Here is a 23,697-nt window from a genome sequence, read left to right as displayed (position 1 = left end):
CTTGCGTCTCCGACTCTATCAGATCTTTCCGACCCGATTTCCTCGGTGCTTTCCGGGTTCCCGCTTCCGCGTTTCCCTTTCCGGCGGTTCCGACTTTATCAGAAGTTTCAGGGCGGACTTACCGGCCTTCGTTTTCCGATTTATCGGTAGGTGCTTCTTCGAAATCATCGTTTCGGTCAGAAGCTGACAGACGCTCACGGTCGCCTTCCGGGTCAGATCCCGTCTTCAGGCAACTGTTTGAATCTACCTCCCCACCTGAGCCGTGTCAACAGCTCCTGCGGGGCGAAGAGGAGACTAGCAGCTCGGCTGGCCCTTGCGCACATCAGGCGGCCGTGGGCACGTCGGCGCTGCGTTCGGACGCCTCCAGGTCGCCGGTCTCGCCGGCGCGCGCCGCACGTCCGCCCAGGACATAGACGTAGGCCAGGAAGGCCAGCTCGGCGATGACTCCGATGGTGATGCGTGCCCAGGTGGGCAGGCCCGATGGGGTGACGAAGCCTTCGACGGCGCCGGAGACGAAGAGGACCAGGGCAAGGCCGATCGCCATGGCCAGGGCTGCCCGGCCTTCCGCCGCCAAGGCTGTGCGCCGGGTGCGGGGGCCCGGGTCGATGACGGTCCAGCCGAGGCGGAGGCCGGTTCCGGCCGCGACGAAGACCGCGGTGAGTTCCAGGAGGCCGTGCGGCAGGACGAGGCCGAGGAAGGTGTCGAGACGGCCGGCGGAGGACATCAGGCCGAAGCCGACGCCCAGGTTGAGCATGTTCTGGAAGAGGATCCAGAGGACCGGCAGGCCCAGGAAGACGCCCAGGATCAGGCAGAGGGCCGCGGCCCACGCGTTGTTCGTCCAGACCTGGGCGGCGAAGGAGGCCGCGGGGTGGCTCGAGTAGTACGTCTCGTACTGGCCGCCGGGGCGGGTGAGCTCGCGCAGCTCACTGGGAGCCGCTATGGACGCCTGCACTTCGGGGTGGGTGCCTATCCACCAGCCGAGGAGTGCCGCTACGGCTGTGGAGAGGAGTGCTGTGGGCACCCACCAGTGGCGCGACTTGTAGACGGCTGCCGGGAAGCCGTGGGACAGGAAGCGCGTGACGTCCCGCCAGGAGGCGCGGCGGGCGCCGGTCACGGCACTGCGCGCGCGTGCCACCAGTTGACTGAGCCGGCCGGTCAGCTGCGGATCGGGGGCGGCCGACTGGATCAGGGAGAGGTGGGTGGCCGTGCGCTGGTAGAGGACGACGAGTTCGTCGGCCTCCGCGCCGGTGAGGCGGCGCTGGCGCCGGAGCAGGGCGTCGAGGCGGTCCCACTCCGCGCGGTGGGCGGAGACGAAGACGTCGAGGTCCATCGGTGTGCCTGCTCCTCGGCTGTCGTCGGCGGTCGGCCTGACCAGTGGAAGGATGATCTGTTTGATCGGCTGGTCGTACTGCGATGCGATGTGCCATCAGCTTGGCAGACTGACGGTGTCCGGGGCAGGCCAGGGAAGGGCGGCGGGCGTGAGTGAGCTGGTGACGGGCGAGGCGGTGGTGTTGGAGCTGCGCCCCGCGAGACTGCCCAGCAGGGCACTGGCCGTGCTGCTCGATCTGGCGGCGGCCGTGGCTGTCTATGTCGCGGTGACCGTCGCTCTGGTGGCTGCCACGGCCTCGCTGGACGAGGCGGCGCAGACGGCGATCTCGATCGCCTTGTTCGTCCTCGTGCTGGTCGGCGGGCCGATCCTGGTCGAGACGCTCAGCCATGGGCGGTCGCTCGGGAAGACGGCCTGCGGGCTGCGGGTCGTGCGGGACGACGGTGGGCCGATCCGGTTCCGGCACGCGCTGGTGCGGGGCCTGATCGGTGTGATCGAGATCCTGATGACGCTCGGGGTGGTGGCCTGCGTCGCGTCCCTGGTTTCGGCACGGGGGCGACGGCTCGGGGATGTGTTCGCGGGGACTCTGGTCGTGCGGGAGCGGGTGCCGGTCGGACAGGCGGGGTTCGTGCCACCGCCTCCGCCGTGGTTGGCCGGACGTTTCTCGGGGCTCGACCTGTCGGCGGTGCCCGATGGTCTGTGGCTTGCCGTCCGGCAGTACCTGACGCGGATGGGGCAGCTCGATCCGCAGGTCGGCTGGTCGATGGCGGAGCGGCTGGCCGCGGACCTTGCTGGGCGCACGGGGGCGCCGGTGCCGCCTGGGGTGCCGCCCGCGGCGTACCTCGCGGCGGTGGTGCAGGAGCGGCAGGCCCGGGAGGCCCGGCGGGCGTTCGGGCAGGGGCCGGCCGGGGGTGGCGGGCCCGCGGGGACGGCCGGTTCGGCGGGTGCCGGTGCCCCGCCGGTGCATCCCGGCGCGGCCGTCGCGCCGGATGTACGGCCGGCTGCGGATCCGTCGGCGGATCCGGGAGCCGTGGGGCGCGGGGAGCGGGTCGTCCCGCCGCGGGAGGGGTCGTCGGCCGATCGGCCGTCGACGGGGTTCGCCCCGCCGGCGTAGGCGCCTTCGGGAGGCACCGGTCAGTCGAAGACCGACGGTGGTGATTCGAGGTCCTCGAGCTCGATGCCGGGGGCCGCGAGCACCACGTCCCCGGCGAGGTGCACGGAGTGCTGCTCGCCCGTGTCCAGGGCGGTGACCTGGTATTCGTCCACGGTCAGAGGGCCGTTGTCAGTGGCGTGTGCTTCTCTTTCCACCAGCGCCCAGGACTGGTCCAGGGTGCGCGGGGCGAGGACCGGGTCCGTGAAGGCGACGAGGCGTACGCGGGTGGCTGACGCCGAGGGGGTGAGGCGCAGGAGGCGGGCGGTGGCGACGAGGAAGGCGGGGGACGAGCCGGTGAAGGCGTGGGCGCGCACATTGCCTTCGGTGGCGTGGGTTCCGGTGGGGTCGGTGCGGACCCAGGTGACGCCGTCGAGGGCGGCACCGCGGACCTGCCAGCTCGCGGCGTGGAGTTCGAGGCGGAGGGGGCGGCCGAGTTCATCGAGGGCGAGGTCGACCGAGCCCAGGTGATCGCCTGAGGGGGCGGTGAGCTGGGAGACGTAGCGCCAGCCGGAGGGGCCGGGGGCGCAGTGGAAGTGTTCTTCTGCGAGGGGGGTGCGATCGTGCGGATCGTGGAGCGAATAGCGGCCGCGGGGCATGGGGGTCCTGGGTCGTGACGGGCTGGGCCGGTCGCCGGTCCACCAAAGGGGCAGGCCCCCGGCACGGGGGTGCGGGGGCCTGCCTCGGAGGACCTGCTGCCGGGGGGTCCGTCCGTGCGCGGACGGGCTCCCCGGGGTGGGAGCGTGGGCTCAGTAGCGGTAGTGGTCCGACTTGAACGGGCCCTCGACCTTGACGCCGATGTACTCGGCCTGCTCCGGACGGAGCGTGGTCAGCTTGACGCCGAGTGCGTCGAGGTGGAGGCGGGCGACCTTCTCGTCGAGGTGCTTGGGCAGCACGTAGACGCCGGTCGGGTACTCGTCGGGCTTGGTGAACAGCTCGATCTGGGCCAGGGTCTGGTCCGCGAAGGAGTTGGACATCACGAACGACGGGTGGCCGGTGGCGTTGCCCAGGTTCAGCAGGCGGCCCTCGGAGAGGACGATGATCTTCTTGCCGTCGGGGAAGGTCCAGGTGTGGACCTGCGGCTTGATCTCGTCCTTGACGATGCCGGGGACCTTGGCGAGGCCGGCCATGTCGATCTCGTTGTCGAAGTGGCCGATGTTGCCGACGATGGCCTGGTGCTTCATCTTGGCCATGTCGGCGGCCATGATGATGTCCTTGTTGCCGGTCGTGGTGACGAAGATGTCGGCCTTGTCGACGACCTCGTCGAGCGTCGTGACCTGGTAGCCGTCCATCGCGGCCTGCAGGGCGCAGATCGGGTCGATCTCGGTGACGATGACGCGGGCGCCCTGACCGCGCAGGGACTCCGCGCAGCCCTTGCCCACGTCGCCGTAGCCGCACACGACCGCGGTCTTGCCGCCGATCAGGGTGTCGGTGGCGCGGTTGATGCCGTCGACCAGGGAGTGGCGGCAGCCGTACTTGTTGTCGAACTTCGACTTGGTGACGGCGTCGTTGACGTTGATCGCCGGGAACAGGAGGGTGCCCTCGCGCTGCATCTCGTACAGGCGGTGGACGCCGGTCGTGGTCTCCTCGGTGACGCCGCGGATCTCGGACGCCAGCTGGGTCCACTTCTGCGGGTTCTCGCCGAGGGTGCGGGTGAGCAGTTCGAGGATGACGCGGTGCTCGTCGGACTCGGCGGTGTCGGGCGAGGGGACCTCGCCGTCCTTCTCGTACTGGACGCCGTTGTGGACGAGGAGGGTGGCGTCACCGCCGTCGTCGAGGATCATGTTGGGGCCGCCGGTGGGGCTGTCCGGCCAGGTCAGCGCCTGCTCGGTGCACCACCAGTACTCCTCCAGGGTCTCGCCCTTCCAGGCGAAGACCGGGACGCCCCGCGGGTTGTCGGGCGTGCCGTCGGGGCCGACGGCGATGGCGGCCGCGGCGTGGTCCTGGGTGGAGAAGATGTTGCAGGACGCCCAGCGGACCTGGGCGCCGAGGGCGACCAGGGTCTCGATGAGGACGGCGGTCTGCACGGTCATGTGCAGGGAGCCGGTGACACGGGCGCCGGCCAGGGGCTGGGCGTCGGCGTACTCCTTGCGGATCGCCATCAGGCCGGGCATCTCGTGCTCGGCGAGGGTGATCTCCTTGCGGCCGAACTCGGCCAGGGAGAGGTCGGCGACCTTGAAGTCCTGTCGGTTGTCGACAGTCGTCATTGCGAGCTGCTCCTCGGGGTGTGGGTCGAGGTGGGTACGGCTGGTCTGCGCGGCGGCGGACACAGGAGTGCCCGAGGAGGACACAGGCATGCCCGCGTGCGCGCAGCGCAGTCCGTCGGAGGCCCTCTCTCCCTCGGCCGGTCCGCGGTGGACCGCCCGACCGCCATCAGCAGCGACGTCTGGCTCCGTCCCAAGCTACACCGACCGGCCGGGCCGACCCCAGTCCGCCCGCGTGCACATCCGGCCGATCTGGCGGGCACACGGCTCCCGGACCCCCGGCGGCCGTCGCCGTGCGGGCCGCCGGCCTCACCCCTCGCGGACGGGCCGTGCGGGGAGGGATCCGGGCATGGGGACGGGACGGGGCATGCTGGTCGCGGGGTGGGTGCTGCTCGCGGCGGGGCTGCTGACGGGGGTGGCGTCCACGGGGGTTCTGCGACTGAATCACGGGACGGCCGGCGTGCGGAGCGGGAGCATGGCGCCCACCTGCCGGCTCGGTGACGACGTCGTGTACGCGCGGATGGGCGGGGGCGCCGACGGTCCCTTTCCGCCGCGGTACGACGTCCGGGTGCCGCGGGGCGGCTGTTCCTGCTGGGTGGCCACCGTCCGGATGCGCGGGACTCCCGGTTCTTCGCCGACGGCCAGGGCGGCACGGTGCCCGTGCGGGCGGTGCGGGGGCGGACGGCGGAGGGGCCCGCCGATGTGGCGGGCCCCTCCGTCCTGAGGTCCTGCGGTTCCCGGCGGGGCCGGGACTCAGTGAGCGGTGTCGTGCGGCGTCGGGCCGCCGGGCGTGGCCTCGGGGTCGGCGCCCTTGACGGCTTCGGTCTCGCTGTAGATGTCGGGCTCGAGGTAGATCACCCGGGCGATCGGGACGGCGGCGCGGATGCGGGACTCGGCTGCGTCGATGGCGGAGGCGATCTCGGTGGCCGTGTCGTCGTGCCGGACGGCGATCTTCGCGGCGACCAGCAGCTCCTCGGGACCGATGTGGAGGGTGCGCATGTGGATGATGCGGGTGACGGTGTCGCCGTCGACGACGGCGGCCTCGATCTTCCGGGTCTCCTCGGCGCCCGCGGCCTCACCGAGCAGCAGCGACTTCGTCTCGGCGGCGAGGATCAGGGCGATCAGGATGAGCAGGACGCCGATGCAGAGGGTGCCGATGCCGTCCCAGACGCTGTTGCCGGTGGCCAGGGCCATGCCGACGCCGCCGAGGGCGAGGATCAGGCCGACGAGCGCGCCGAGGTCCTCCAGCAGGACGACCGGCAGCTCGGGCGCCTTGGCGTGGCGGACGAACTCCTTCCAGGAGCGCTGGCCGCGCAGGGTGTTGGACTCCTTGATGGCGGTGCGGAAGGAGAAGGACTCGGCGATGATCGCGAAGACGAGGACGCCGACCGGCCAGTACCAGTGCGTCAGCTCGTGCGGGTGCTTGATCTTCTCGTAGCCCTCGTAGAGGGCGAACATGCCGCCGACCGAGAAGAGCACGATGGAGACGAGGAAGGCGTAGATGTAGCGTTCCCGGCCGTAGCCGAAGGGGTGCTGCGGGGTGGCCTGGCGCTGTGCCCTCTTGCCGCCGACGAGGAGCAGGGCCTGGTTGCCGGAGTCGGCGAGCGAGTGGACGGACTCAGCGAGCATCGATGACGAGCCGCTGAAGATGAACGCCACGAACTTCGCTACCGCGATCGCGAGGTTGGCGGCGAGTGCCGCCACGATCGCCTTGGTGCCGCCTGACGCGCTCATGTGTTCGCGTTGTCCCTTCGTACGCCGTGTGGGGCCCGGACGGACGTGGGTGCACGCCGCCCGGGACTTTGCCCGTCCTTTGACGGTGGGCCATTGTTGCAGCCCGGTTCGGCGACGGCGTGTCAGGTTGCCGTCACAGGGCGATCAGGCGACGACGGTGGCCCTGAACAGGGTTCCGGTACCCGACACTTCCGCCTTCTCACCTGAAGGGACGAACACGGAGGCGCCGGGCGTCAGCTCGTGCTCGCCCGCCCGTACGGAGCCGGCGGTGCAGAGCAGGATCTGCGGGGTGGTCAGGGTGAGGTCGTGGGCCGCGCCGCCCGCGGGGAGGACGTAGCGGGAGAGGCGGAACTCGTCGATGGGGGTCTCGTAGACCTCCTCGCCGTCCGGGCCGGCCTCCGGTCGCAGCACGCCGGGATCGCCCGCCTCGAAGCGGACGATGCGCAGGAGTTCGGGGACGTCGACGTGCTTGGGGGTCAGGCCGCAGCGCAGGACGTTGTCGGAGTTGGCCATGATCTCGACGCCGAGGCCGTCGAGGTAGGCGTGCGGGACGCCGGCGCCGAGGAAGAGCGCCTCGCCGGGCTGGAGCCGGACGTGGTTGAGGAGCACCGCGGCGATGACGCCGGGGTCGCCCGGGTAGTGGTGGGCGATGTCTGCGTACGGGGCGTAGGCGCCGCCGAGACGGTCGCAGGCGGCGGCGGTCTCGGTGACCGTGCGGGCCATCTCCTCGGGGTCGGCGGTGAGGATCGCGGTGAGGACCTCGCGCAGGGCCGCCTCCTCGGGGTGGGCGTGCAGCAGATCGACGTACGGCTTCAGGGAGTCGACGCCGAGGCCGTCGAGGAGCTCGGCGGCGCGCCGCGGGTCGCGGAAGCCGCACAGGCCGTCGAACTCGGTCAGGGCGCAGATCAGTTCGGGCTTGTGGTTGGCGTCCTTGTAGTTGCGGTGCGGGGCGGTGACGGGGACGCCGCGGCGCTCCTCGTCCGCGTAGCCCTCCTTCGCCCGGGCCAGGTCGGGGTGGACCTGGAGGGAGAGCGGGGCTCCGGCGGCGAGGAGTTTGAGCAGGAAGGGCAGGCGGGGGCCGAACCTGGCGACCGAGTCCGGGCCGAGTTCCCGCTCCGGGTCGGCGTCGATGACCTCGACGAGCGTGCCCCGTTCGGTGCGCGAGGGCGCGCCGGGGTGGGCGCCCATCCACATCTCCGCCTGCGGCTCGCCGGTCGGTTCGGTGCCGAGCAGCCGCGGGATGGCGGTGGTGGAACCCCAGGCGTAGGGGCGGATGGTGTTGTCGAGGCGGTCCATGGGGTTCTCTGCGTTCCTTCTGCCGGTTCTCGTGCGTGCGCGCGGTGTGTGCCGTGGCGTACGCGCGGAGGGAGGATCAGGGCTTCCCTGGCATGATCAGGCTCCCGAGGCGAGCGCCAGGTAAACGGCGGCGAAATCCGTGACGGCGATCAGTTCCGCGAGGGTCTCCAGTTCGCCGCCCGCCTCCGGTTCCAGCTCGCTGACCGGCGTGTCGTGGGTGAGGGCCAGGTCACGGGCGGCGGGAGCGGCGGTGAGGCCGCCGGTGGGGCGGTCGCGGAGCAGCACCACGCGCGCGTGCAGGGCGGGTGCCTCCTCGACGCGGTCGCGGAAGAAGTCGTCCGGGTCCGCGCTGGCGGCGAGCGGGCCGGCCAGCAGGGCGCTGTGCGCGGCGAGCGCCTCGGGGAGTTCGGCGACGACCGCGGGGGTACCGGAGAGTTCGGCGAGGGCGGCGGCGAAGCGGCGGCCCGCCGGGCCGGCCGAGACCCCTTCGGTCCATACGACGGGGAGCGCGTCGGCGAGTTCGGCGGCCAGGGTCTTGGCGGGGTTGCTGTACGTCGCGATGGCCGGACCGCAGCGTTCGGCGATGCCGTCGAGGCGGTCGGCGATCTTCTCCAGGGCGTCCGGCGGGGCGGTGAGCAGGCCGGTGCGGTCCAGGAGCGCGAGCAGCGGGGTGAGCAGCGCCCACAGGACGCCGGGGGCGGAGGCGGCGAGGGGTTCGTCCTGGTCGTAGGGCGCGGTCGCCATGGGGACGAACAGGCCGACGGAGCCGTTCACCGTGTCGGCGAGCGGGGTGCGGGCGGGGGCCACGGCGACGACGGTGCAGCCGCGGCGGTACGCCTGCTCGGCGAGCAGGGACAGGCCCGGTTCGGTGCCGTCCGGGGTGGCGATGAGGAGCAGATCCACGGAGCCGGCCCAGCCGGGCAGTTCCCAGCGCAGGGCGCCTGCCGCGGGGGCGACGCCGGTGGGTGCGAGGCGGGTGACGGGGCTGCCGGCGCCGGCCAGGGTGCCGAGGAGGTCGGCGGTCTGGGTGGCCGCGGCGCCGGGGCCGGCGATGAGCACGGCGCGGGGGCGGCCGTCGGGCTTCAGGTCGTTGACGCCGGCCTCGGCGGCGTGCCGTGCGGCGGTGCGGACGCGGGCGCCGGCTTCGGCGGCACCGCGGAGCAGGGCGTGGCGGTCGGCCTCGGCGAGGCCCTCCGGTGAGTCGAGCAGCGATTCGTCGAACATGGGCGGCGGGCTCCGGTCTCCGATCGGCGGGGCGTCGACGGTGCGTGGTGTGCCGGTTGGCCGTTACGCGGGGCGGCGGGCCTCGTCGACGAGGAGGACGGGGATGCCGTCGCGGACGGGGTAGGCCAGGCCGCAGTCCTGGCCGGTGCAGATCAGTTCCGTGTCCTGCTCCTTGAGGGGGGAGTGGCAGGCCGGGCAGGCGAGGATCTCCAGGAGGCCGGCTTCGAGTGGCATGGGGGTCCCTTCGCTGGGTGGATGTGCTGGTCAGGGTACCGCTGGTGGGGGGTGGACGGTGGGGTGGGCGGGACGGGTGGGGTTGTGCGGTGACCGGTGCGGGGGAGCGGGGCCTGGGCCCGGGGGGCGGGGCCTGGGCGGCCGGCGTTTGCGGGGTGCTCCGCGATGGTGTGGGCCGGGGGGTCGCGCAGCCCGGCGCTTGCGGGGTGCCTCCCCCAGAGGGGGTACCCCCAGCGCCCACCCGTGCCGCCCCAGCGGCACGACTGCCCGCGGGGACGCGGGAAGCGGGTGGCTGCCCGCGGGGACGCGGGAAGCGGGCGGCTGCCCGCGGGAACGCGGGAAGCGGGCGGCTGCCCGCGGGAACGCGGGAAGCGGGCGGCTGCCCGCGGGAACGCGGGAAGCGGGCGGCTGCGCGTGGTGGGGTGGTCAGGACGATCTGATGATGGCCAGTGCTTCGTCGCGGATTTTTTTCATGGTGGGCTCGTCCCGGGCCTCCGCGTTCAGGCGGAGGAGGGGTTCCGTGTTGGAGGGGCGGACGTTGAACCACCAGTCGGCGGAGGTGACGGTGAGGCCGTCCAGGTCGTCGAGGGTGATGCCGTCGCGGCCCTCGTACGCGGCCCTGATCGCGGCGAGGCGGGCGCTCTGGTCGTCGACCGTGGAGTTGATCTCGCCGGAGCCCGCGTAGCGGTCGTACTGGGCGACCAGGGCCGACAGCGTGCCCTGCTGGCCGCCGAGGGCGGCGAGGACGTGCAGCGCGGCCAGCATGCCCGTGTCGGCATTCCAGAAGTCGCGGAAGTAGTAGTGCGCGGAGTGCTCGCCGCCGAAGATCGCGCCGGTCCTGGCCATCTCGGCCTTGATGAAGGAGTGGCCCACGCGGGTGCGCTCGGGGGTGCCGCCGTTCTCCCGTACGACCTCGGGGACCGACCAGGACGTGATCAGGTTGTGGATGACCGTGCCCTTGCCGCCGTTGCGGGCCAGTTCGCGGGAGGCGACCAGGGCGGTGATCGCGGACGGGGAGACCGGTTCGCCCCGCTCGTCGACGACGAAGCAGCGGTCGGCGTCGCCGTCGAAGGCGAGGCCGAGGTCGGCGCCCTCCTCACGGACCCGCTCGCGCAGGTCGACGAGGTTGGCCGGGTCGAGGGGGTTGGCCTCGTGGTTGGGGAAGGTGCCGTCGAGTTCGAAGTACATCGGGACGAGGGTGAGCGGCAGACCGGCGAAGACCGTCGGGACCGTGTGCCCGCCCATGCCGTTGCCCGCGTCGACGACGACCTTCAGGGGACGGACGGAGGTCAGGTCGACGAGCGAGCGCAGGTGCGCCGCGTAGTCGTCCAGCGTGTCGCGCCGGGTGATCGTTCCCCGGGCGCCGGCCGGCTCCGGGGCACCCGACTCGCTCCACCGCTCGACGAGTTCCCGGATCTCGGCCAGACCGGTGTCCTGGCCCACGGGGGCGGCGCCCGCGCGGCACAGCTTGATGCCGTTGTACCGCGCCGGGTTGTGCGAGGCCGTGAACATCGCGCCGGGGAGGCCCAGGGCTCCCGAGGCGTAGTAGAGCTGGTCCGTGGAGCACAGGCCGATCTCGGTGACGTCGGCGCCCAGGTCCGCCGCCCCGCGTGCGAACGCGCCCGACAGGCCGGGGGACGACGGCCGCATGTCGTGACCGGTGACGACGGCGGTCGCGCCGGTCACCCGGACGAAGGCGGCGCCGAAGAGCTCGGCCAGGGACTCGTCCCACTGGTCGGGGACGACCCCGCGCACGTCGTACGCCTTCACGATCTGCGCCAGATCAGCAGCCACGGCCAGCCCTTCCGGAAGTCCTGTCGGTCACCACAAACTACCCGTAGCGGGATGGCGCTCCGGTCGGGGCCACGGACGTCGCGGGGACTCAGGGCGGCATCCAGTCGAGCACCGCCGTGCTCCGGCCCACCACGAGCAGGCACATCACGAGCAGCAGACCGAGGCTCCAGGGCAGCACCTTGCGCAGCAGGTCGCCCTCCCGGCCCGCCGGTCCGACGGCCGCGCAGGCGATGGTGAGGTTCTGCGGCGAGATCATCTTGCCGAGGACGCCGCCGGAGCTGTTGGCGGCGGCGAGCAGGTCGGGCGACAGCCCCGACTGCTGGGCGGCGGTCACCTGGAGGGCGCCGAAGAGGGCGTTGGAGGAGGTGTCCGAGCCGGAGACGGCGACGGGTTCCAGTTCCTGGACGTACACGGGCGCCTCCCGGGTTCCGCCATGTGAAAGCGATTTCTCACCGCGCTCCAGGGGATGGCCATGTCCGCGCCAAGCAGGCGTCAATGGGCGTGCGGGGGTTCATGCGGCGCCTGAGGTGCGGGACGGGGCGGCTCGCCCCGGTCAGTTGTCCGGGGAGCGGAGTACGCGCAGGTGGCCGCGGCGCGCGACCTCCATGGGGTCCGCGGTGCGGGGACCGCCACCCGCCCCCGCCGCCCGCTCCTGCGGACGGGCCGCCTCGCGCACCGCGTTCGCAAGCGCTTCCAGGTCGTCCCCGCTGGGCTGGGCCGGGGCCGAACCGTCGAGCAGCCGGACGACCTCCCAGCCGCGCGGCGCGGTGAGGCGCTCGGAGTGCTCCGCGCACAGGTCGTAGCAGTGGGGTTCGGCGTAGGTGGCGAGCGGGCCGAGGACCGCGGTCGAGTCGGCGTAGACGTACGTCAGCGTCGCGACGGCGGGACGGCCGCAGGCGGTGCGCGAACAGCGACGTACAGGGCTCACGACGTTGGACGGTACCGCACTCTTGAGCGGGCCGCGACGACTCTCCACCAGGTCACTCCCCCGTGTCGTGGTGTGAAACGCCCCACATACCCCTTTGGGCATACCTTGCTGACCTGGCAGGACGTGCGGGCCCGGAGGGCCGGCCGGTTCCGATTCCGGTCACCAGTCGGCACAAACACTGCCAATTGACTTGAGGTCATCGGTCTCGGAGAGATACGAAATCGAGCCCAACCTTGGCTGGAATGGTCATGTTGTGACATGCCGTGCGGGTCGGCCGGAAGGCGTACGGGGATCGGGCGGGGCGGCGACGTGACGACTACGCTTCGCGGTGATGGACAGCTCTGTGACGCCCCGTGCCGCCGGACCCGGCCCCGGGCCCCGACGCCGTGATCGCCACGGCCGGGGCATGCGCGGCCCGATCGCACCTCCGCAGGTGCCGCTCGCCGCCAGCCGCGCGGAGACGTTCGCGGATCTCGTGCAGGACTCCGTGGAGCGACTGGAACGGCGGTGGCCGCAGCTGGCCGACATCGATTTCCTGGTGCTGGACGTGCCGCGGCTGGACGGGAGGGCCTGGAGCGACGAGGCGGTGCCGCTGGGCGGGACCGTGGCTGCCCGTGAGGGGCGGCCGGCGCGGGTGGTGATCTACCGGCGGCCGGTGGAGATCCGTACCAAGGGGCGGGACGAGCGGGCGGCTCTTGTGCATGAGGTCGTGGTCGAGCAGGTGGCGGAGTTGCTGGGGCTGACGCCGGAGACGGTGGATCCGCGGTACGGGGAGGATTGAGGGGGCGTGCGGCGGGGGCTGCGCCTGCGGTTCGTGTGTGCGAGGGGAGCGGCGGGGGGCGGGTTTGTGTGGCCCGGTGCTGTGTGGGGTGCCCTGCGTGGGGGTGGGCCGGAGGGTGTCCGCGCGGCCCGGCGCTCGCAGGGTGCCTCCCCCAGAGGGGGGACCCCCAGCGCCCACCCTCCCCCACTCTCGGCTCCGCTCGAGCGGGGGGACCCCCATCGCCCCAGCGGCACGACTGCCCGCGGGAGCGGGGGCCGCGACTGCCCGCGGGAGCGGGGATCGCGGCTGCCCGCGGAAGCGGCGGGGCGGCGGCAGGTGGCCGCGTACGGCGCGGAGGGGTCGGGGCGGGGGTGGCCGCCCGCAGTGGGCGGCGCGTCCGCGCCCCGCACCCCCTCCGAGTGACGTGATCCGCGCCGGTCCGAGGACGGACACCCCCGACCCGGCCCCGACCCACCCACCAAGCAGTGGGCGCCGCCGGACCGAACGCCGTGCGGATGACGCCTACTGCAGAATCGACAGGTCCTCGTTCGGTTCCGGTACCGCCACCATGCCCCGGTCGTCCGGAAGGGGCTGGACCGTGAAGAACGGGACGCCGTTCTCCGTCACCGCCAGCGTCCGGGACGCGTAGACCGGCGTGTCGGACTGGGGTTCCACCGTGAGGGCGTACGGGCCCTTCACCCCGGCCGGCACCGGCGCCTCGACGTCCTGCGTCGTGCCCGACTTGATCGTGTACGTCTTCGAGGCCTCCGTACCGCCCTCGGTGCCCGCCGAGGCCGTGACCTTGATCTTCGCCGTGCCCCCGGGAGCCGTCACCGAGAGCGTCGTGCCCTTGGCCGTGTTGTCCACGGCCGTCGCACGCGTGCCGACCGGTCGTGCGGCCGGGATGAAGGCCGACTCCTGGTCGTCGCCCTTGCCGCGCAGCACCCGTACCGCCGCCACGACCGGGACGGAGTCGTCCGCCGCCGTGAGGACCAGGGAGCCCGCCTCGCCGCGCGTGATGTCGTCCAGGTCGACGGCCGCCGTCATGCCGCCCTTCACGTGGAGGGTGTCGTGGCCGGCCGGGGTGATCAGGCCGGAGGGGGAGGCGAGGCGGACCTTCAGGTCGACGTCGGCGTCACCGGGGGTGAAGGCGACCAGGCGTACGGCGGTGGCGTCCTTCGGGATGCCGGGCAGGACCAGGCTGCCGGACGGGTCGGCCGACGCGGGCAGCCAGTCGCCGCCCAGCTTGCCGTCCAGGGCCTGTACGGCGGCGCCGATCCGGCCGCTGCGGACCACCACGTGCACGGTCACATCGGTCTGCTTCCCGTCGGTGAGCGTCGAGAGCAGGACCGGCTCGGCGGAGTGCGGCTGGACCGTGATGCCCTCCCCCACCGTCGTCTCGAGGGCGCCGTCCTCGCCGTAGAGCTCGATGTCCACGACCGCCGCCGAGTCGTCGGGGTTGGTCAGGTGGACGTAGTCGGTGCGGTCGGCGTCGGTGCTCGCGCCGGGGAACCAGAACTCCGTGTCCGGGGCCGTGCAGGTGACGCCGTGCATGCCCCGGCCCGTGCCCGCGGTGACCGTCGTCGTCTCCTGCACGGTCCAGCCCGGCGCGAAGCGGCCCTCGGCGGTGCCGAGGAGGGCCGGGGACTCACCGCCGGCCGTCTCCCCGGTGACCGGCTTGCCGGGGTCCTCGGGCTCCAGTACGGGCTTCTCGGACCCGGCGTCCTTGTCGTCCTCGGCGTCCTCGGACCCCGATCCGTCCGGCTTCTGCTCCGTGGCCGGCTGGAGTTCGGCCCCGCCCTCGTTCCCCGTGCCCTTCGTGACCGGGGTGAAGGACGTGTACGTCGTCTCGGCCAGGTCGGAGCTGCTGGGCGGGGGGCACACCAGGCGCGTGCGTTCCACGGGGAGGTGGGCCGCCGCCTCCGCCGTCCCGTCCGTGGCCTTGGCGTCCGGTGAGGACACCGCGGCGAAACCGGTGACGGCGGCGAGCGCGGTCACGCCCGCGATCAGGGACAGGGTGGTGCGGTTCACTGCTGGCTCCCGTCGGGACGCTCACTGCCCGTGCCGTGGGGGTCGTACGACGTGTCGTAGCCCTGCGTGTAGTTCTGGTCGTAGCCCGGTGCGTAGGTCCGGTCGTACGGCGGCTGCTGGGTGCCGTAGGCGTACGGGTCGTACTCGCCGCCCTGGGGATGGGTCTCCGCCTGGTAGGCCTGGCCGTAGGCGTCCGCCGGGTACTGCTGGTACTGCTCGTCCGGGTAGGCGTTCGGGTACTGCGCCGCCGCGTCCCAGTCGCCGTGGTCGGGCTGTTGCGGGAGGGGGACGGGGGGCTGCTCGGGCGGGGCGGGGAAGTCCTCGTCGGCGCGCGGTTCTTCGGTGGCGGACTCCGCCTCCGCCTCGGCCTCGGCCTGGGCGCGCAGGCGGCGGGCACGACGGCCCTCGCCGGCCACGGCCTCGGCGGGGACGGCCGGTTCCTCGGGCAGGTCGTCGTCGATGTCGCGGCGGCGGCCGGGCAGGGCCATGACGACGAGGACGACGGCGAGCAGGCCCTGGGCCCACAGCCAGGCGGTGTGGGTGACCGGATCGTCGTAGGTGACGTCCAGCGTGCCCCCGGTGGCGGGGAGTTCGAAGCCCTGTGCCCAGCCGTCGACCGTGGTGCGGGTCAGCGGCTTGCCGTCGAGAGTGGCGGACCAGCCCTCGGCGGCGGTGTCGGCGAGGCGCAGGACGCGGCCCTCCGCGCCGTCCGGGATCCCGGTGTGGATGTCGACCGGTCCGGCGGCGACCGGCACGGGCTCGCCGCCGCCGTCCTTGCCGGCCTCGGCGGGGACGATGGTCGCGCGGGCGACCTGCCGGTCCACCCGCCACAGCGCGCCGCCCGCCTGCTGGCTGAGCCGGGACAGACCCGGGGTGGCGTCCAGGACGCGGGTGACCTCGCGCGGTGCGCCCGGGTGGACGAGGACGTAGCGGACGGCGAAGCCGCCGAGCTGGTCGGCCTGGTCGGCGCCGGAGCCGGCGACGAGGTTGGCGACGACCTTGTCGAGCCCGGTGTTCCCGCCGTCCACCGCGGCGATCTCCGCGTCGCCCATGCGGGCGCCGGAGCCGCGGACCAGGACGTAGTCGACCCGGGCGGTGGAGTCGCTGTCGAGGACGAGGGTGCGGGCCTGGTCCCGGGTGCCGCTCTCCTCGGCGACGAACGCGGGCACTTGGACGGGGTCGCGCCGCTCCACGGGCCCGTCGGCGCCGCGGATCATCCAGCCGGCGGCGGCGACCAGCGGGCCGACCGCGCAGGCGAGGGCGATCAGCGCGGCGACCGGCTGGCGCCAGCCGAAGCTCTGCTCGGCGACACGCGCGCGTGCCCCGTCGGCGCCGAGCGTGGCGGCGGCCAGCACGGCGATGCCGTAGACGAGGGTCGCGGGGCCCGCCCAGGTGGAGCTGTTGGACAGGACCGCGAAGACGAGGCCCACCAGGGCGGCCGCCCACGCGGTGAGGATCGCCGTCCGGCGTTCGGCGCGGAGCAGGGCCGCGAGCGCGGCGAGCACCAGGCCGACGAGCAGCAGGCCGCCGACGGTGCCGGGGCCGCCCGGGCTCGCGCCGAGCAGGTCGAGGGCGGAGGCGGCGGAGGGGCCGTACTCCAGGCCCGCTTCCCGGAAGAAGCCGAGGGGCAGGAGGGAGAGCGACCAGGGGGCGAGGATCAGCAGGGGGATGCCCAGCTGGGCCAGGAAGCGGAGTCCGTAGGCCGGGAGGTCGGTCCTGCGCAGGGCCAGTACGCCGACGCCGAGGACCAGGGCGATGGGCCACACGATCGGGGTGAACGCCGTGGTGATCGTCAGCAGCAGGGCGTACGCCCAGGAGGCGCGCCAGCTGCCGCGGGTGCCCGCGGGGCTCGTGAGGCCGCTCGCGGCGGTGCCCGCGCGGGCGATCAGCGGCAGCAGCACGGCGAGCACGGCGGTGCCGATGCGGCCGCCGGCCAGGGCGCCGGTCGCGGCGGGCAGGAAGGCGTAGGCGACGGCCGCCCACGCGCGCAGCAGCCGGGACTCGACGAGCGGGCGGGAGGCGAAGTACGCGGTGAGGCCGGCCAGCGGTACCGAGCAGACCAGGAGGATCGTGACGGCGAGGCCGGTGGAGCCGAGCAGGAGGGAGGCGAAGGCCGCGACGATCGCCAGGTAGGGCGGTGCGGATCCGGTGCCGCCGGCGCCCACGGTGTGCCAGGCGTCGGTGTAGCGGGCCCACAGCTCACCGGCGCCGGCGGGCGCGGGGAGCAGGGCGCCGCCCGCGAGCGCGCCGGTGTCGAGGAGCTGGCGGCAGGCCGCGAGGGAGACGAGCAGCAGCACCAGGAAGAGCACCGGGCCGGGCTTGCGGGCGATGCGCTTGAGGCGGGCGAACTGCTCGACCTCCAGGAAGTCGGCGTCGTCGCCGCCGGGTCCGGACTCGACGGTGCCGCCGTGGCGTCCCGCGCCGGCGACGGCCTCGGGGTCGGAGCGGCCGACGAGGCTGCTCGCGACCTGTTCCACGGTGACGCGGACGGTCGCACCGGGCGGCGGGAACAGCGGCCGCATCTCGCCCTTGTCGGTCTGCGGGCTGCCGCGATGCCGCCGCCCGGCGAGGATCCGTTCGGGCCGGAGCAGGGTGCCCATGAGGCCGCGGATCTCGTCGACGGCCTGTCCGGGGACCTTGCCGACGAGGTAGGCGAGGGTGCGGAGCACGGTGCCGAGGACCACGCGCAGCAGCACCCAGGGCAGGGCGGCCGTGCGGGCGTTGACGAGCAGGGTGTAGACCGCGCCCGCCTTGTCCACCTTGTGCGGGGAGGCGGAGGTGCGGCCCACGCAGTCGACGGCGCGGCGCTCGCGGGAGGCGGCCTCGGCGTGCCGGACGACCGCGTCGGGGGCGATCAGGACCCGGTGCCCCGCGGAGTGGGCGCGCCAGCACAGGTCGACGTCGTCGCGCATGAGGGGCAGGTGCCGGTCGAACCCGCCGAGCCGGTCGAAGACGTCACGGCGGATCAGCATGCCGGCGGTGGACACCGACAGCACGGGCCGCACGTGGTCGTGCTGCCCCTGGTCCTGTTCGCGGCGGTCCAGACCGGTCCAGCGGCGGCCGGAGTTGGCGATGGAGACGCCGACCTCGAGGAGTTGCCTGCGGTCGTACCAGCCGCGGAGCTTGGGGCCGACGACGGCCACGTCGTCACGGCCGAGCTCGTACTCGTTCTCCACGACGCGCAGCATCTGGGCCAGCGCGTCGGGTTCGGGCGCGCAGTCGTCGTGCAGCAGCCACAGCCACTGCACCGGTTCCCCGTGCGGGAGTTCCGGCAGGTCGTAGGCGTCATCGCGCCAGCTGCGGGTGACCGGGTCCCAGCCGCTCGGCCGCTTCAGGTACGGCAGCTCCTCCGGTGTGAGGTGCGGGGCGCTGCGGTTGCACTCCTCGACCGCCTGGCCGAAGCCGGTGCGCCGGGCGAGGTGCAGCACGCGTTCGTCGCCGAGGGCCTCGGTGACCAGTCGGGCGGAGTCGTCCGCGCTGCCGGTGTCGGCGCCCATGGCGAACTGGACGGGGCGCTCCTGGCCGAGCAGCCCGGCGAGCGCGTCGGGCAGCCAGCGGGCGCCGTCGTGGGAGACGAGGACCGCCGTCACCACGTGACGCGGGAACTCGGGCGGGCGGGTCGGGTCGAACCCTGCTGTGGCAGCGAGGTCTTGCCGGGCTGCCGTGTGGCTGTGCACGGACATCGAGGTACGGGCCCCGGTTCGGTGGTCTGGGGGGAACGCCTGTGCCCGGTGGGGGCATCGGGGCGTCTCGGACGAGCGACCACACTATCGGCTGGCCAACACAACGACCCGCCGCCTGTGGACAACCCACCCGCGACGGGCCTTAAGCGATGTATGTACGAAGTGACGCATGTGCCGTGCTTGCGACGGTCATGTGTCGATTCGTCAGACGGCGGCCTTCTTCAGCCGGCGGCGCTCCCGCTCGGACAGGCCGCCCCAGATGCCGAAGCGCTCGTCGTTGGCGAGGGCGTACTCGAGGCACTCGGAGCGGACCTCGCACGCGAGGCAGACCTTCTTCGCCTCCCGGGTCGAGCCGCCCTTCTCGGGGAAGAAGGACTCGGGGTCGGTCTGGGCGCACAGCGCGCGCTCCTGCCAGCCGAGCTCCTCGTCCGCGTCGTCGACCAGCAGTTGCTGCACCAGCTCGGTCATGTGCGCCCCTCGTCTGTCTTTCGCGTCCCCGTGATCCAGCCGTTACCGATTCCGGCTGAACGACACGAGTGAAATTACAAGTGTGCTGCTCCGGGCGAGTCAAGCCGAGATCTGCTATTGAGCCCCTTATTCACTCTGCGGAACCAAGGCCAAGCGGAAAGTGTTCAAATCGTCCTAAACCTTGACACACGTACGGGGCCCACAGGGCTTCCAGCCCCCACGCGCAGCCTCCACGGGGAGGACGCCCAGGGGGGCGATCTCGTTCCGACACCCGCACCGAAGCGAACCGGATCACAGTCGGATCACGGGATCGCAACGACGTGCAGGACGCCCGGCCGTGGGCACCATGTGTCCCGAGAAACGACTGAGCAAACCTTTCGCCTGCAAGATGAACCGGATGAGGTGAACCATGTCCCACATACCGGGTGCCGAGTTGACAGTGGAGGAATGAACCGCTGTCCTAGTGGGCATGCTCGCGAATTCGGCACTCACCTCGGCCCGCCCCGTCGGGTTCCTCGGTGCTGCCCGCGCTCGCTGTAGCTGTCGCTGTTCCGGCTGTTGAGCCCTCTCCCGTAGCTCCAGCCCTCGCCGGGCCACAGACCCGGCCGTTGTTTCCTTCGCTCCCACCAGGGCCCCCCTCGCCGCCGCCCGCGACCCGGGCGCACGCGACGCGACACCCCCCACCGCTTCTCCGCCAAGGAACCTCCGCACCCATGAACAGCGACAGCGACCTCCAGATCGCCGGCGACATCCTCGAAGTCCCGCACCTGCTCCAGCCCCCGCGCGAGCACCCGGCCACCGTCGCCGAGTTCGTCGGCCTGGTCCGCTCCATCGCCGCCGACCGCTCCCAGTGGGAGCACCTCGTCCGGTACGACGCCACCAGCCGCTGGTACCACCGGCTGCGCACCGGCCCCGGCTACGAGGTGTGGCTGCTGTCCTGGATCCCCGGCCAGGGCAGCGGGCCGCACGACCACGGCCGCTCCTCCGGCGTGCTCACCGTCCTGGACGGCACCCTGACCGAGCGCACGGAGCGCGGCACGCGCGTGTTGACGGCCGGCGCGCAGCGCGTGTTCGCACCCGGCTACGTGCACGAGGTCGTCAACGACGCGCTGGAACCCGCGGTCAGCCTGCACGTCTACCACCCGGGCCTGACCGAGATGCCGATGCACGCCTCGCCCCACTGCGAGGCCCGCACGGCGCCCGGCCCGGTAACTGCCTGACGCGATGTCGTAGCCGCCTGCGAGGATGGCCCCATGCGCATTGTGGTTCTGGCAGGCGGCATCGGCGGTGCCCGTTTCCTGCGCGGTCTGAAGCGGGCCGTGCCGGACGCGGACATCACGGTCATCGGCAACACCGGGGACGACATCCACCTCTTCGGGCTGAAGGTCTGCCCGGACCTCGACACGGTGATGTACACGCTCGGCGGCGGCATCAACGAGGAGCAGGGCTGGGGGCGGACCGACGAGACCTTCCACCTCAAGGAGGAGCTCGCGGCGTACGGCGTCGGCCCGGAGTGGTTCGGGCTCGGCGACCGGGACTTCGCCACGCACATCGTGCGGACGCAGATGCTCGGCGCCGGGTTCCCGCTCAGCGCGGTGACCGAGGCGCTCTGCGACCGCTGGCAGCCCGGCGTGCGCCTCATCCCGATGACCGACGACCGCGTGGAGACGCACGTGGCCGTCGAGCTGGAGGGCGAGCGCAAGGCGGTCCACTTCCAGGAGTACTGGGTGCGGCTGCGGGCCTCGGTGCCGGCCGAGGCGGTCGTGCCGGTCGGCGCGGAGCAGGCGAAGCCGGCGCCGGGCGTCCTGGAGGCGATCTCCGAGGCCGACGTGATCCTCTTCCCGCCGTCCAACCCCGTGGTCTCCGTCGGCACCATCCTCGCCGTCCCCGGCATCCGGGAGGCGATCGCCGACGCGGGCGTGCCGGTGATCGGCCTGTCGCCGATCGTCGGGGACGCGCCCGTGCGCGGCATGGCCGACAAGGTGCTGGCGGCCGTCGGCGTGGAGTCCACGGCCCCCGCGGTGGCCGAGCACTACGGCTCGGGCCTGCTGGACGGCTGGCTGGTCGACACGGTCGACGCGGCCTGCGTGGAGCGCGTCGAGGCGGCCGGGATCCGCTGCCGGGCCGTACCGCTGATGATGACCGACGTCGACGCGGCCGCGCGGATGGCGCGGGAGGCGCTGACGCTGGCGGAGGAGGTCCGGGCGGTATGAGCGGCACGGGCTACCGGGTCTGGCCCGTGGCGGGCCTGCCCGAGATCCGCGAGGGCGACGACCTGGCCAAGCTGATCGCGGCCGCCGCACCGGACCTCTCCGACGGCGACGTCCTCCTCGTCACCTCGAAGATCGTCTCCAAGGCGGAGGGCCGGATCGTCGAGGCGACGGACCGGGAGGCCGCGATCGACGCGGAGACGGTGCGCGTGGTGGCCCGGCGCGGCCCCCTGCGCATCGTCGAGAACCGGCAGGGCCTGATCATGGCCGCGGCCGGGGTCGACGCCTCCAACACCCCCGCCGGTACGGTCCTGCTGCTGCCCGAGGACCCGGACGCCTCCGCGCGGGCGATACGCGAGGGCCTGCGCGACGCCCTCGGCGTCGAGGTCGGCGTGATCGTCACCGACACCTTCGGCCGGCCCTGGCGTGCGGGGCTGACCGACGTCGCGATCGGCGCGGCGGGCGTCCGGGTGCTGGACGACCTGCGCGGCGGCACCGACGCGCACGGCAATCCGCTCGGCGCCACGGTCGTCGCCACGGCCGACGAGCTCGCCGCGGCGGGCGACCTGGTCAAGGGCAAGGCGTCCGGCCTCCCGGTGGCCGTGGTCCGCGGGCTGCCGCACGTGGTGGCGGCCGACGACGGCGAGGGCGCGCGGGCGATGGTCCGCGGCGCGCGCGACGACATGTTCCGCCTCGGCACGTCCGAGGCGGTACGCCAGGCGGTGACCCGGCGCCGTACGGTGCGGGCCTTCACGGACGAGCCGGTCGACCCCGGATCCGTACGCCGCGCGGTGGCGGCGGCGCTGACGGCACCGGCCCCGCACCACACCACGCCGTGGCGGTTCGTGCTGCTGGAGTCGCCCGGGTCCCGCACCCGTCTCCTGGACGCCATGCGCGAGGCGTGGATCGCGGACCTGCGCCGCGACGGCAAGGCGGAGGAGTCGATCGCCAAGCGCGTCCGCCGCGGCGACGTCCTGCGCAACGCGCCGTATCTGGTCGTCCCCTGTCTGGTCATGGACGGCTCGCACACCTACGGGGACGCGCGGCGGGACGGCGCGGAGCGGGAGATGTTCGTGGTCGCCGCGGGCGCCGGCGTGCAGAACTTCCTGGTCGCGCTGGCCGGGGAGCGGCTGGGTTCGGCGTGGGTGTCGTCGACGATGTTCTGCCGCGAGGTGGTCCGCGAGGTCCTGGACCTGCCGGCGGACTGGGACCCGATGGGCGCGGTGGCGGTCGGCCACCCGGCGGAGGACCCGCGCCCGCGCCCGGAGCGGGACGCGGACGGTTTCATCGAGGTGCGGTGAGCCTGCGCCTACCCTCATAGGGGCCCGGTTCACTTCCACCCCTGGGATCTCTCGTGGCAGGACGTTTCGCCCCCCGCCCGACTCGTACGACGGTGCGCGGCGGGCATGTCGCCGTGACCGGGGGATCCCCCCGCAGGACACCGGCTGCGGCCCGCGTGCGGACGTGGGTGCCGGAGGGGCCCCTGGACCTCGGGCTGGTCCTCGGGCCGCTGCGACGAGGACCGGGTGATCCGACGTTCCGGGCGCTGCCGGACGGTTCCGTGTGGCGGGCCAGCCTGACGCCGGCGGGTCCGGGGACGCTCCGGGTGACGGGGGGGTCCGACGGGATCCGGGGCGAGGCGTGGGGGCCGGGCGCCGACTGGCTCCTGGACGGGCTGCCGGAGCTGCTCGGTGCCGCCGACGATCCGTCCGCCTTCGTGCCCCGGCACAAACTGCTGGCGCTGACCCGGCACCGGCGTCCGGGACTGCGGCTGACGCGGACCGGGCTGGTGCTGGAGTCGCTGATCCCGTCGATCCTGGAGCAGAAGGTCACGACGGGTGAGGCGTACCGGGCGTGGCGGCTGCTGGTACGGAAGTACGGGGAGCCGGCGCCCGGGCCCGCGCCGGAGCGGATGTCGGTGATGCCGGCGCCGCGGACGTGGGCGCTGATTCCCTCCTGGGAGTGGCACCGGGCCGGGGTCGACGACAAGCGGGCGTCGACGGTTCTGCGGGCGGTGCGGGTCGCCGCGCGGCTGGAGGAGGCGGTGGGGATGCCTCCGGAGGCGGCGCGGGCGCGGTGGGAGCTGGTGCCGGGGATCGGGCCGTGGACGTCGGCGGAGACGGTGCAGCGGAGTCACGGGGCGGTGGACGCGGTGACCGTGGGGGATCTGCATCTGCCGGGGATCGTGGGGTGGGCGCTCGCGGGGGACCGGTATGCGGATGACGCGGTGATGCTGTCGCTGCTGGAGCCGTACGCGGGGCAGCGGCATCGGGCGGCGCGGTTGATTCTGCTGAGCGGGAAGGTGCCGGGGCGGCGGGCGCCGCGGATGCCGTACGGGGACATCGGGCGGCTTTGAGGTTCGGCCGGGCCGGTGTTCGGGGTGCCTCGCGTGGGGGTGGGCCGGGGGTGGGGCTGCGCGGCCCGGTGCGTCATGGGGGCGCCCGCGCGTGAGTGTGGGCCGGGGGGTGTCCGCGCAGCCCGGCGCTTGCGGGGTGCCGTCGCGCCCACCCGTGCCGCCCCAGCGGCACGACTGCCCGCGGTCCACGGAAGGGGTCGGGGCGGGGGTGGCCGCCCGCAGTGGCCGGCGCGTCCGCACCCCGCACCCCCTCCAGCGGGCCGATTCCGCGCCGGTCCGAGGACGGACACCCCCGACC

Annotated in this window: 18 protein-coding genes and 1 pseudogene; 6 read left to right on the top strand and 13 right to left on the bottom strand. The window is 73.3% G+C overall.

Translation table 11 applies throughout. The features are described 5' to 3' along the window. Positions 1–322: 322 nt before the first annotated feature. A complete protein-coding gene (locus ACFY3N_RS31335; RefSeq protein ID WP_390820161.1) occupies positions 323–1,330 on the bottom strand; it encodes a stage II sporulation protein M in 1,008 nt (335 codons plus the stop codon). A gap of 148 nt (positions 1,331–1,478) precedes the next feature. Between ACFY3N_RS31335 and ACFY3N_RS31330 the strand changes: the two genes are divergently transcribed. Next, positions 1,479–2,441, top strand: a complete 963-nt coding sequence (locus tag ACFY3N_RS31330; RefSeq protein WP_390820169.1) for an RDD family protein — start codon at positions 1,479–1,481, stop codon at positions 2,439–2,441. Positions 2,442–2,461: 20 nt separating this feature from the next. Here the strand turns inward: ACFY3N_RS31330 and ACFY3N_RS31325 are convergent, their stop codons facing one another. The 9 genes and pseudogenes from ACFY3N_RS31325 to ACFY3N_RS31285 all read right to left on the bottom strand — a co-directional run bounded on the left by ACFY3N_RS31325 (position 2,462) and on the right by ACFY3N_RS31285 (position 11,939). Beyond that, on the bottom strand, positions 2,462–3,076 hold the full coding sequence (locus ACFY3N_RS31325; protein ID WP_390820160.1) for a hypothetical protein: 615 nt from the start codon (positions 3,074–3,076) through the stop codon (positions 2,462–2,464). A gap of 150 nt (positions 3,077–3,226) precedes the next feature. Next, the gene (gene ahcY / locus ACFY3N_RS31320) at positions 3,227–4,684 is read right to left on the bottom strand and encodes an adenosylhomocysteinase (RefSeq protein WP_390820159.1); all 1,458 of its coding nucleotides are present in this window, start codon (positions 4,682–4,684) and stop codon (positions 3,227–3,229) included. Positions 4,685–5,434: 750 nt separating this feature from the next. Further along, positions 5,435–6,415 (bottom strand): cation diffusion facilitator family transporter, encoded by a 981-nt coding sequence (locus ACFY3N_RS31315; RefSeq protein ID WP_390820158.1) that lies wholly within the window; start codon positions 6,413–6,415, stop codon positions 5,435–5,437. A gap of 144 nt (positions 6,416–6,559) precedes the next feature. Beyond that, entirely contained in the window at positions 6,560–7,711 is a 1,152-nt protein-coding gene (gene manA, locus ACFY3N_RS31310) for a mannose-6-phosphate isomerase, class I (protein ID WP_390820157.1), read from the bottom strand. Between the two features lie 96 nt (positions 7,712–7,807). Then, positions 7,808–8,935: an SIS domain-containing protein gene (locus ACFY3N_RS31305; protein ID WP_390820156.1), complete on the bottom strand. Its 1,128-nt coding sequence runs from the start codon at positions 8,933–8,935 to the stop codon at positions 7,808–7,810. Between the two features lie 63 nt (positions 8,936–8,998). Next, entirely contained in the window at positions 8,999–9,169 is a 171-nt protein-coding gene (locus ACFY3N_RS31300) for a Trm112 family protein (RefSeq protein ID WP_079057723.1), read from the bottom strand. 426 nt (positions 9,170–9,595) lie between these two features. After that, positions 9,596–10,963 carry a phosphomannomutase/phosphoglucomutase gene (locus tag ACFY3N_RS31295; protein ID WP_390820155.1) on the bottom strand — a complete coding sequence of 456 codons (1,368 nt, stop codon included), beginning with the start codon at positions 10,961–10,963 and terminating at the stop codon, positions 9,596–9,598. Positions 10,964–11,051: 88 nt separating this feature from the next. Next, a pseudogene (locus ACFY3N_RS31290) lies at positions 11,052–11,351 on the bottom strand (L-lactate permease); the annotation flags it as partial. 165 nt (positions 11,352–11,516) lie between these two features. Continuing rightward, complete coding sequence (locus ACFY3N_RS31285) at positions 11,517–11,939, bottom strand: DUF3499 domain-containing protein (RefSeq protein ID WP_390820154.1); 423 nt, start codon at positions 11,937–11,939, stop codon at positions 11,517–11,519. 283 nt (positions 11,940–12,222) lie between these two features. Here ACFY3N_RS31285 and ACFY3N_RS31280 point away from each other — a divergent pair, with 283 nt between their 5' ends. Then, a complete protein-coding gene (locus ACFY3N_RS31280) occupies positions 12,223–12,672 on the top strand; it encodes a metallopeptidase family protein (protein ID WP_390820153.1) in 450 nt (149 codons plus the stop codon). 501 nt (positions 12,673–13,173) lie between these two features. On the opposite strand, the gene ACFY3N_RS31275 is transcribed toward ACFY3N_RS31280, so the two are convergent. The 3 genes from ACFY3N_RS31275 to ACFY3N_RS31265 all read right to left on the bottom strand — a co-directional run bounded on the left by ACFY3N_RS31275 (position 13,174) and on the right by ACFY3N_RS31265 (position 18,833). After that, positions 13,174–14,682, bottom strand: a complete 1,509-nt coding sequence (locus tag ACFY3N_RS31275) for a DUF5719 family protein (RefSeq protein WP_390820152.1) — start codon at positions 14,680–14,682, stop codon at positions 13,174–13,176. After that, positions 14,679–18,365 carry a glycosyltransferase gene (locus ACFY3N_RS31270; RefSeq protein ID WP_390820151.1) on the bottom strand — a complete coding sequence of 1,229 codons (3,687 nt, stop codon included), beginning with the start codon at positions 18,363–18,365 and terminating at the stop codon, positions 14,679–14,681. Before ACFY3N_RS31270 ends, ACFY3N_RS31275 begins: the two co-directional genes overlap by 4 nt. Before the next feature lie 204 nt (positions 18,366–18,569). Further along, entirely contained in the window at positions 18,570–18,833 is a 264-nt protein-coding gene (locus tag ACFY3N_RS31265; RefSeq protein WP_003975777.1) for a WhiB family transcriptional regulator, read from the bottom strand. A gap of 713 nt (positions 18,834–19,546) precedes the next feature. On the opposite strand from ACFY3N_RS31265, the gene ACFY3N_RS31260 reads away from it, so the two are divergent. From ACFY3N_RS31260 to ACFY3N_RS31245, 4 genes are read left to right on the top strand one after another with little or no spacing between them, the layout of a single operon-like run. Then, entirely contained in the window at positions 19,547–20,053 is a 507-nt protein-coding gene (locus tag ACFY3N_RS31260; RefSeq protein WP_390820150.1) for a cysteine dioxygenase, read from the top strand. 33 nt (positions 20,054–20,086) lie between these two features. Next, complete coding sequence (cofD, locus tag ACFY3N_RS31255; protein WP_390820149.1) at positions 20,087–21,046, top strand: 2-phospho-L-lactate transferase; 960 nt, start codon at positions 20,087–20,089, stop codon at positions 21,044–21,046. Then, the gene (locus ACFY3N_RS31250) at positions 21,043–22,344 is read left to right on the top strand and encodes a coenzyme F420-0:L-glutamate ligase (protein WP_390820148.1); all 1,302 of its coding nucleotides are present in this window, start codon (positions 21,043–21,045) and stop codon (positions 22,342–22,344) included. Before cofD ends, ACFY3N_RS31250 begins: the two co-directional genes overlap by 4 nt. A 53-nt stretch (positions 22,345–22,397) precedes the next feature. Further along, positions 22,398–23,399, top strand: a complete 1,002-nt coding sequence (locus ACFY3N_RS31245; protein WP_390820147.1) for a DNA-3-methyladenine glycosylase family protein — start codon at positions 22,398–22,400, stop codon at positions 23,397–23,399. Positions 23,400–23,697: the final 298 nt, after the last annotated feature.

The sequence above is a fragment of the Streptomyces sp. NPDC000348 genome (assembly GCF_042898795.1).
Taxonomy (GTDB): domain Bacteria; phylum Actinomycetota; class Actinomycetes; order Streptomycetales; family Streptomycetaceae; genus Streptomyces.
The sequence above is the reverse complement of the archived record's forward strand: the minus strand, read 5'-3'. Positions and strand labels throughout refer to the sequence as shown.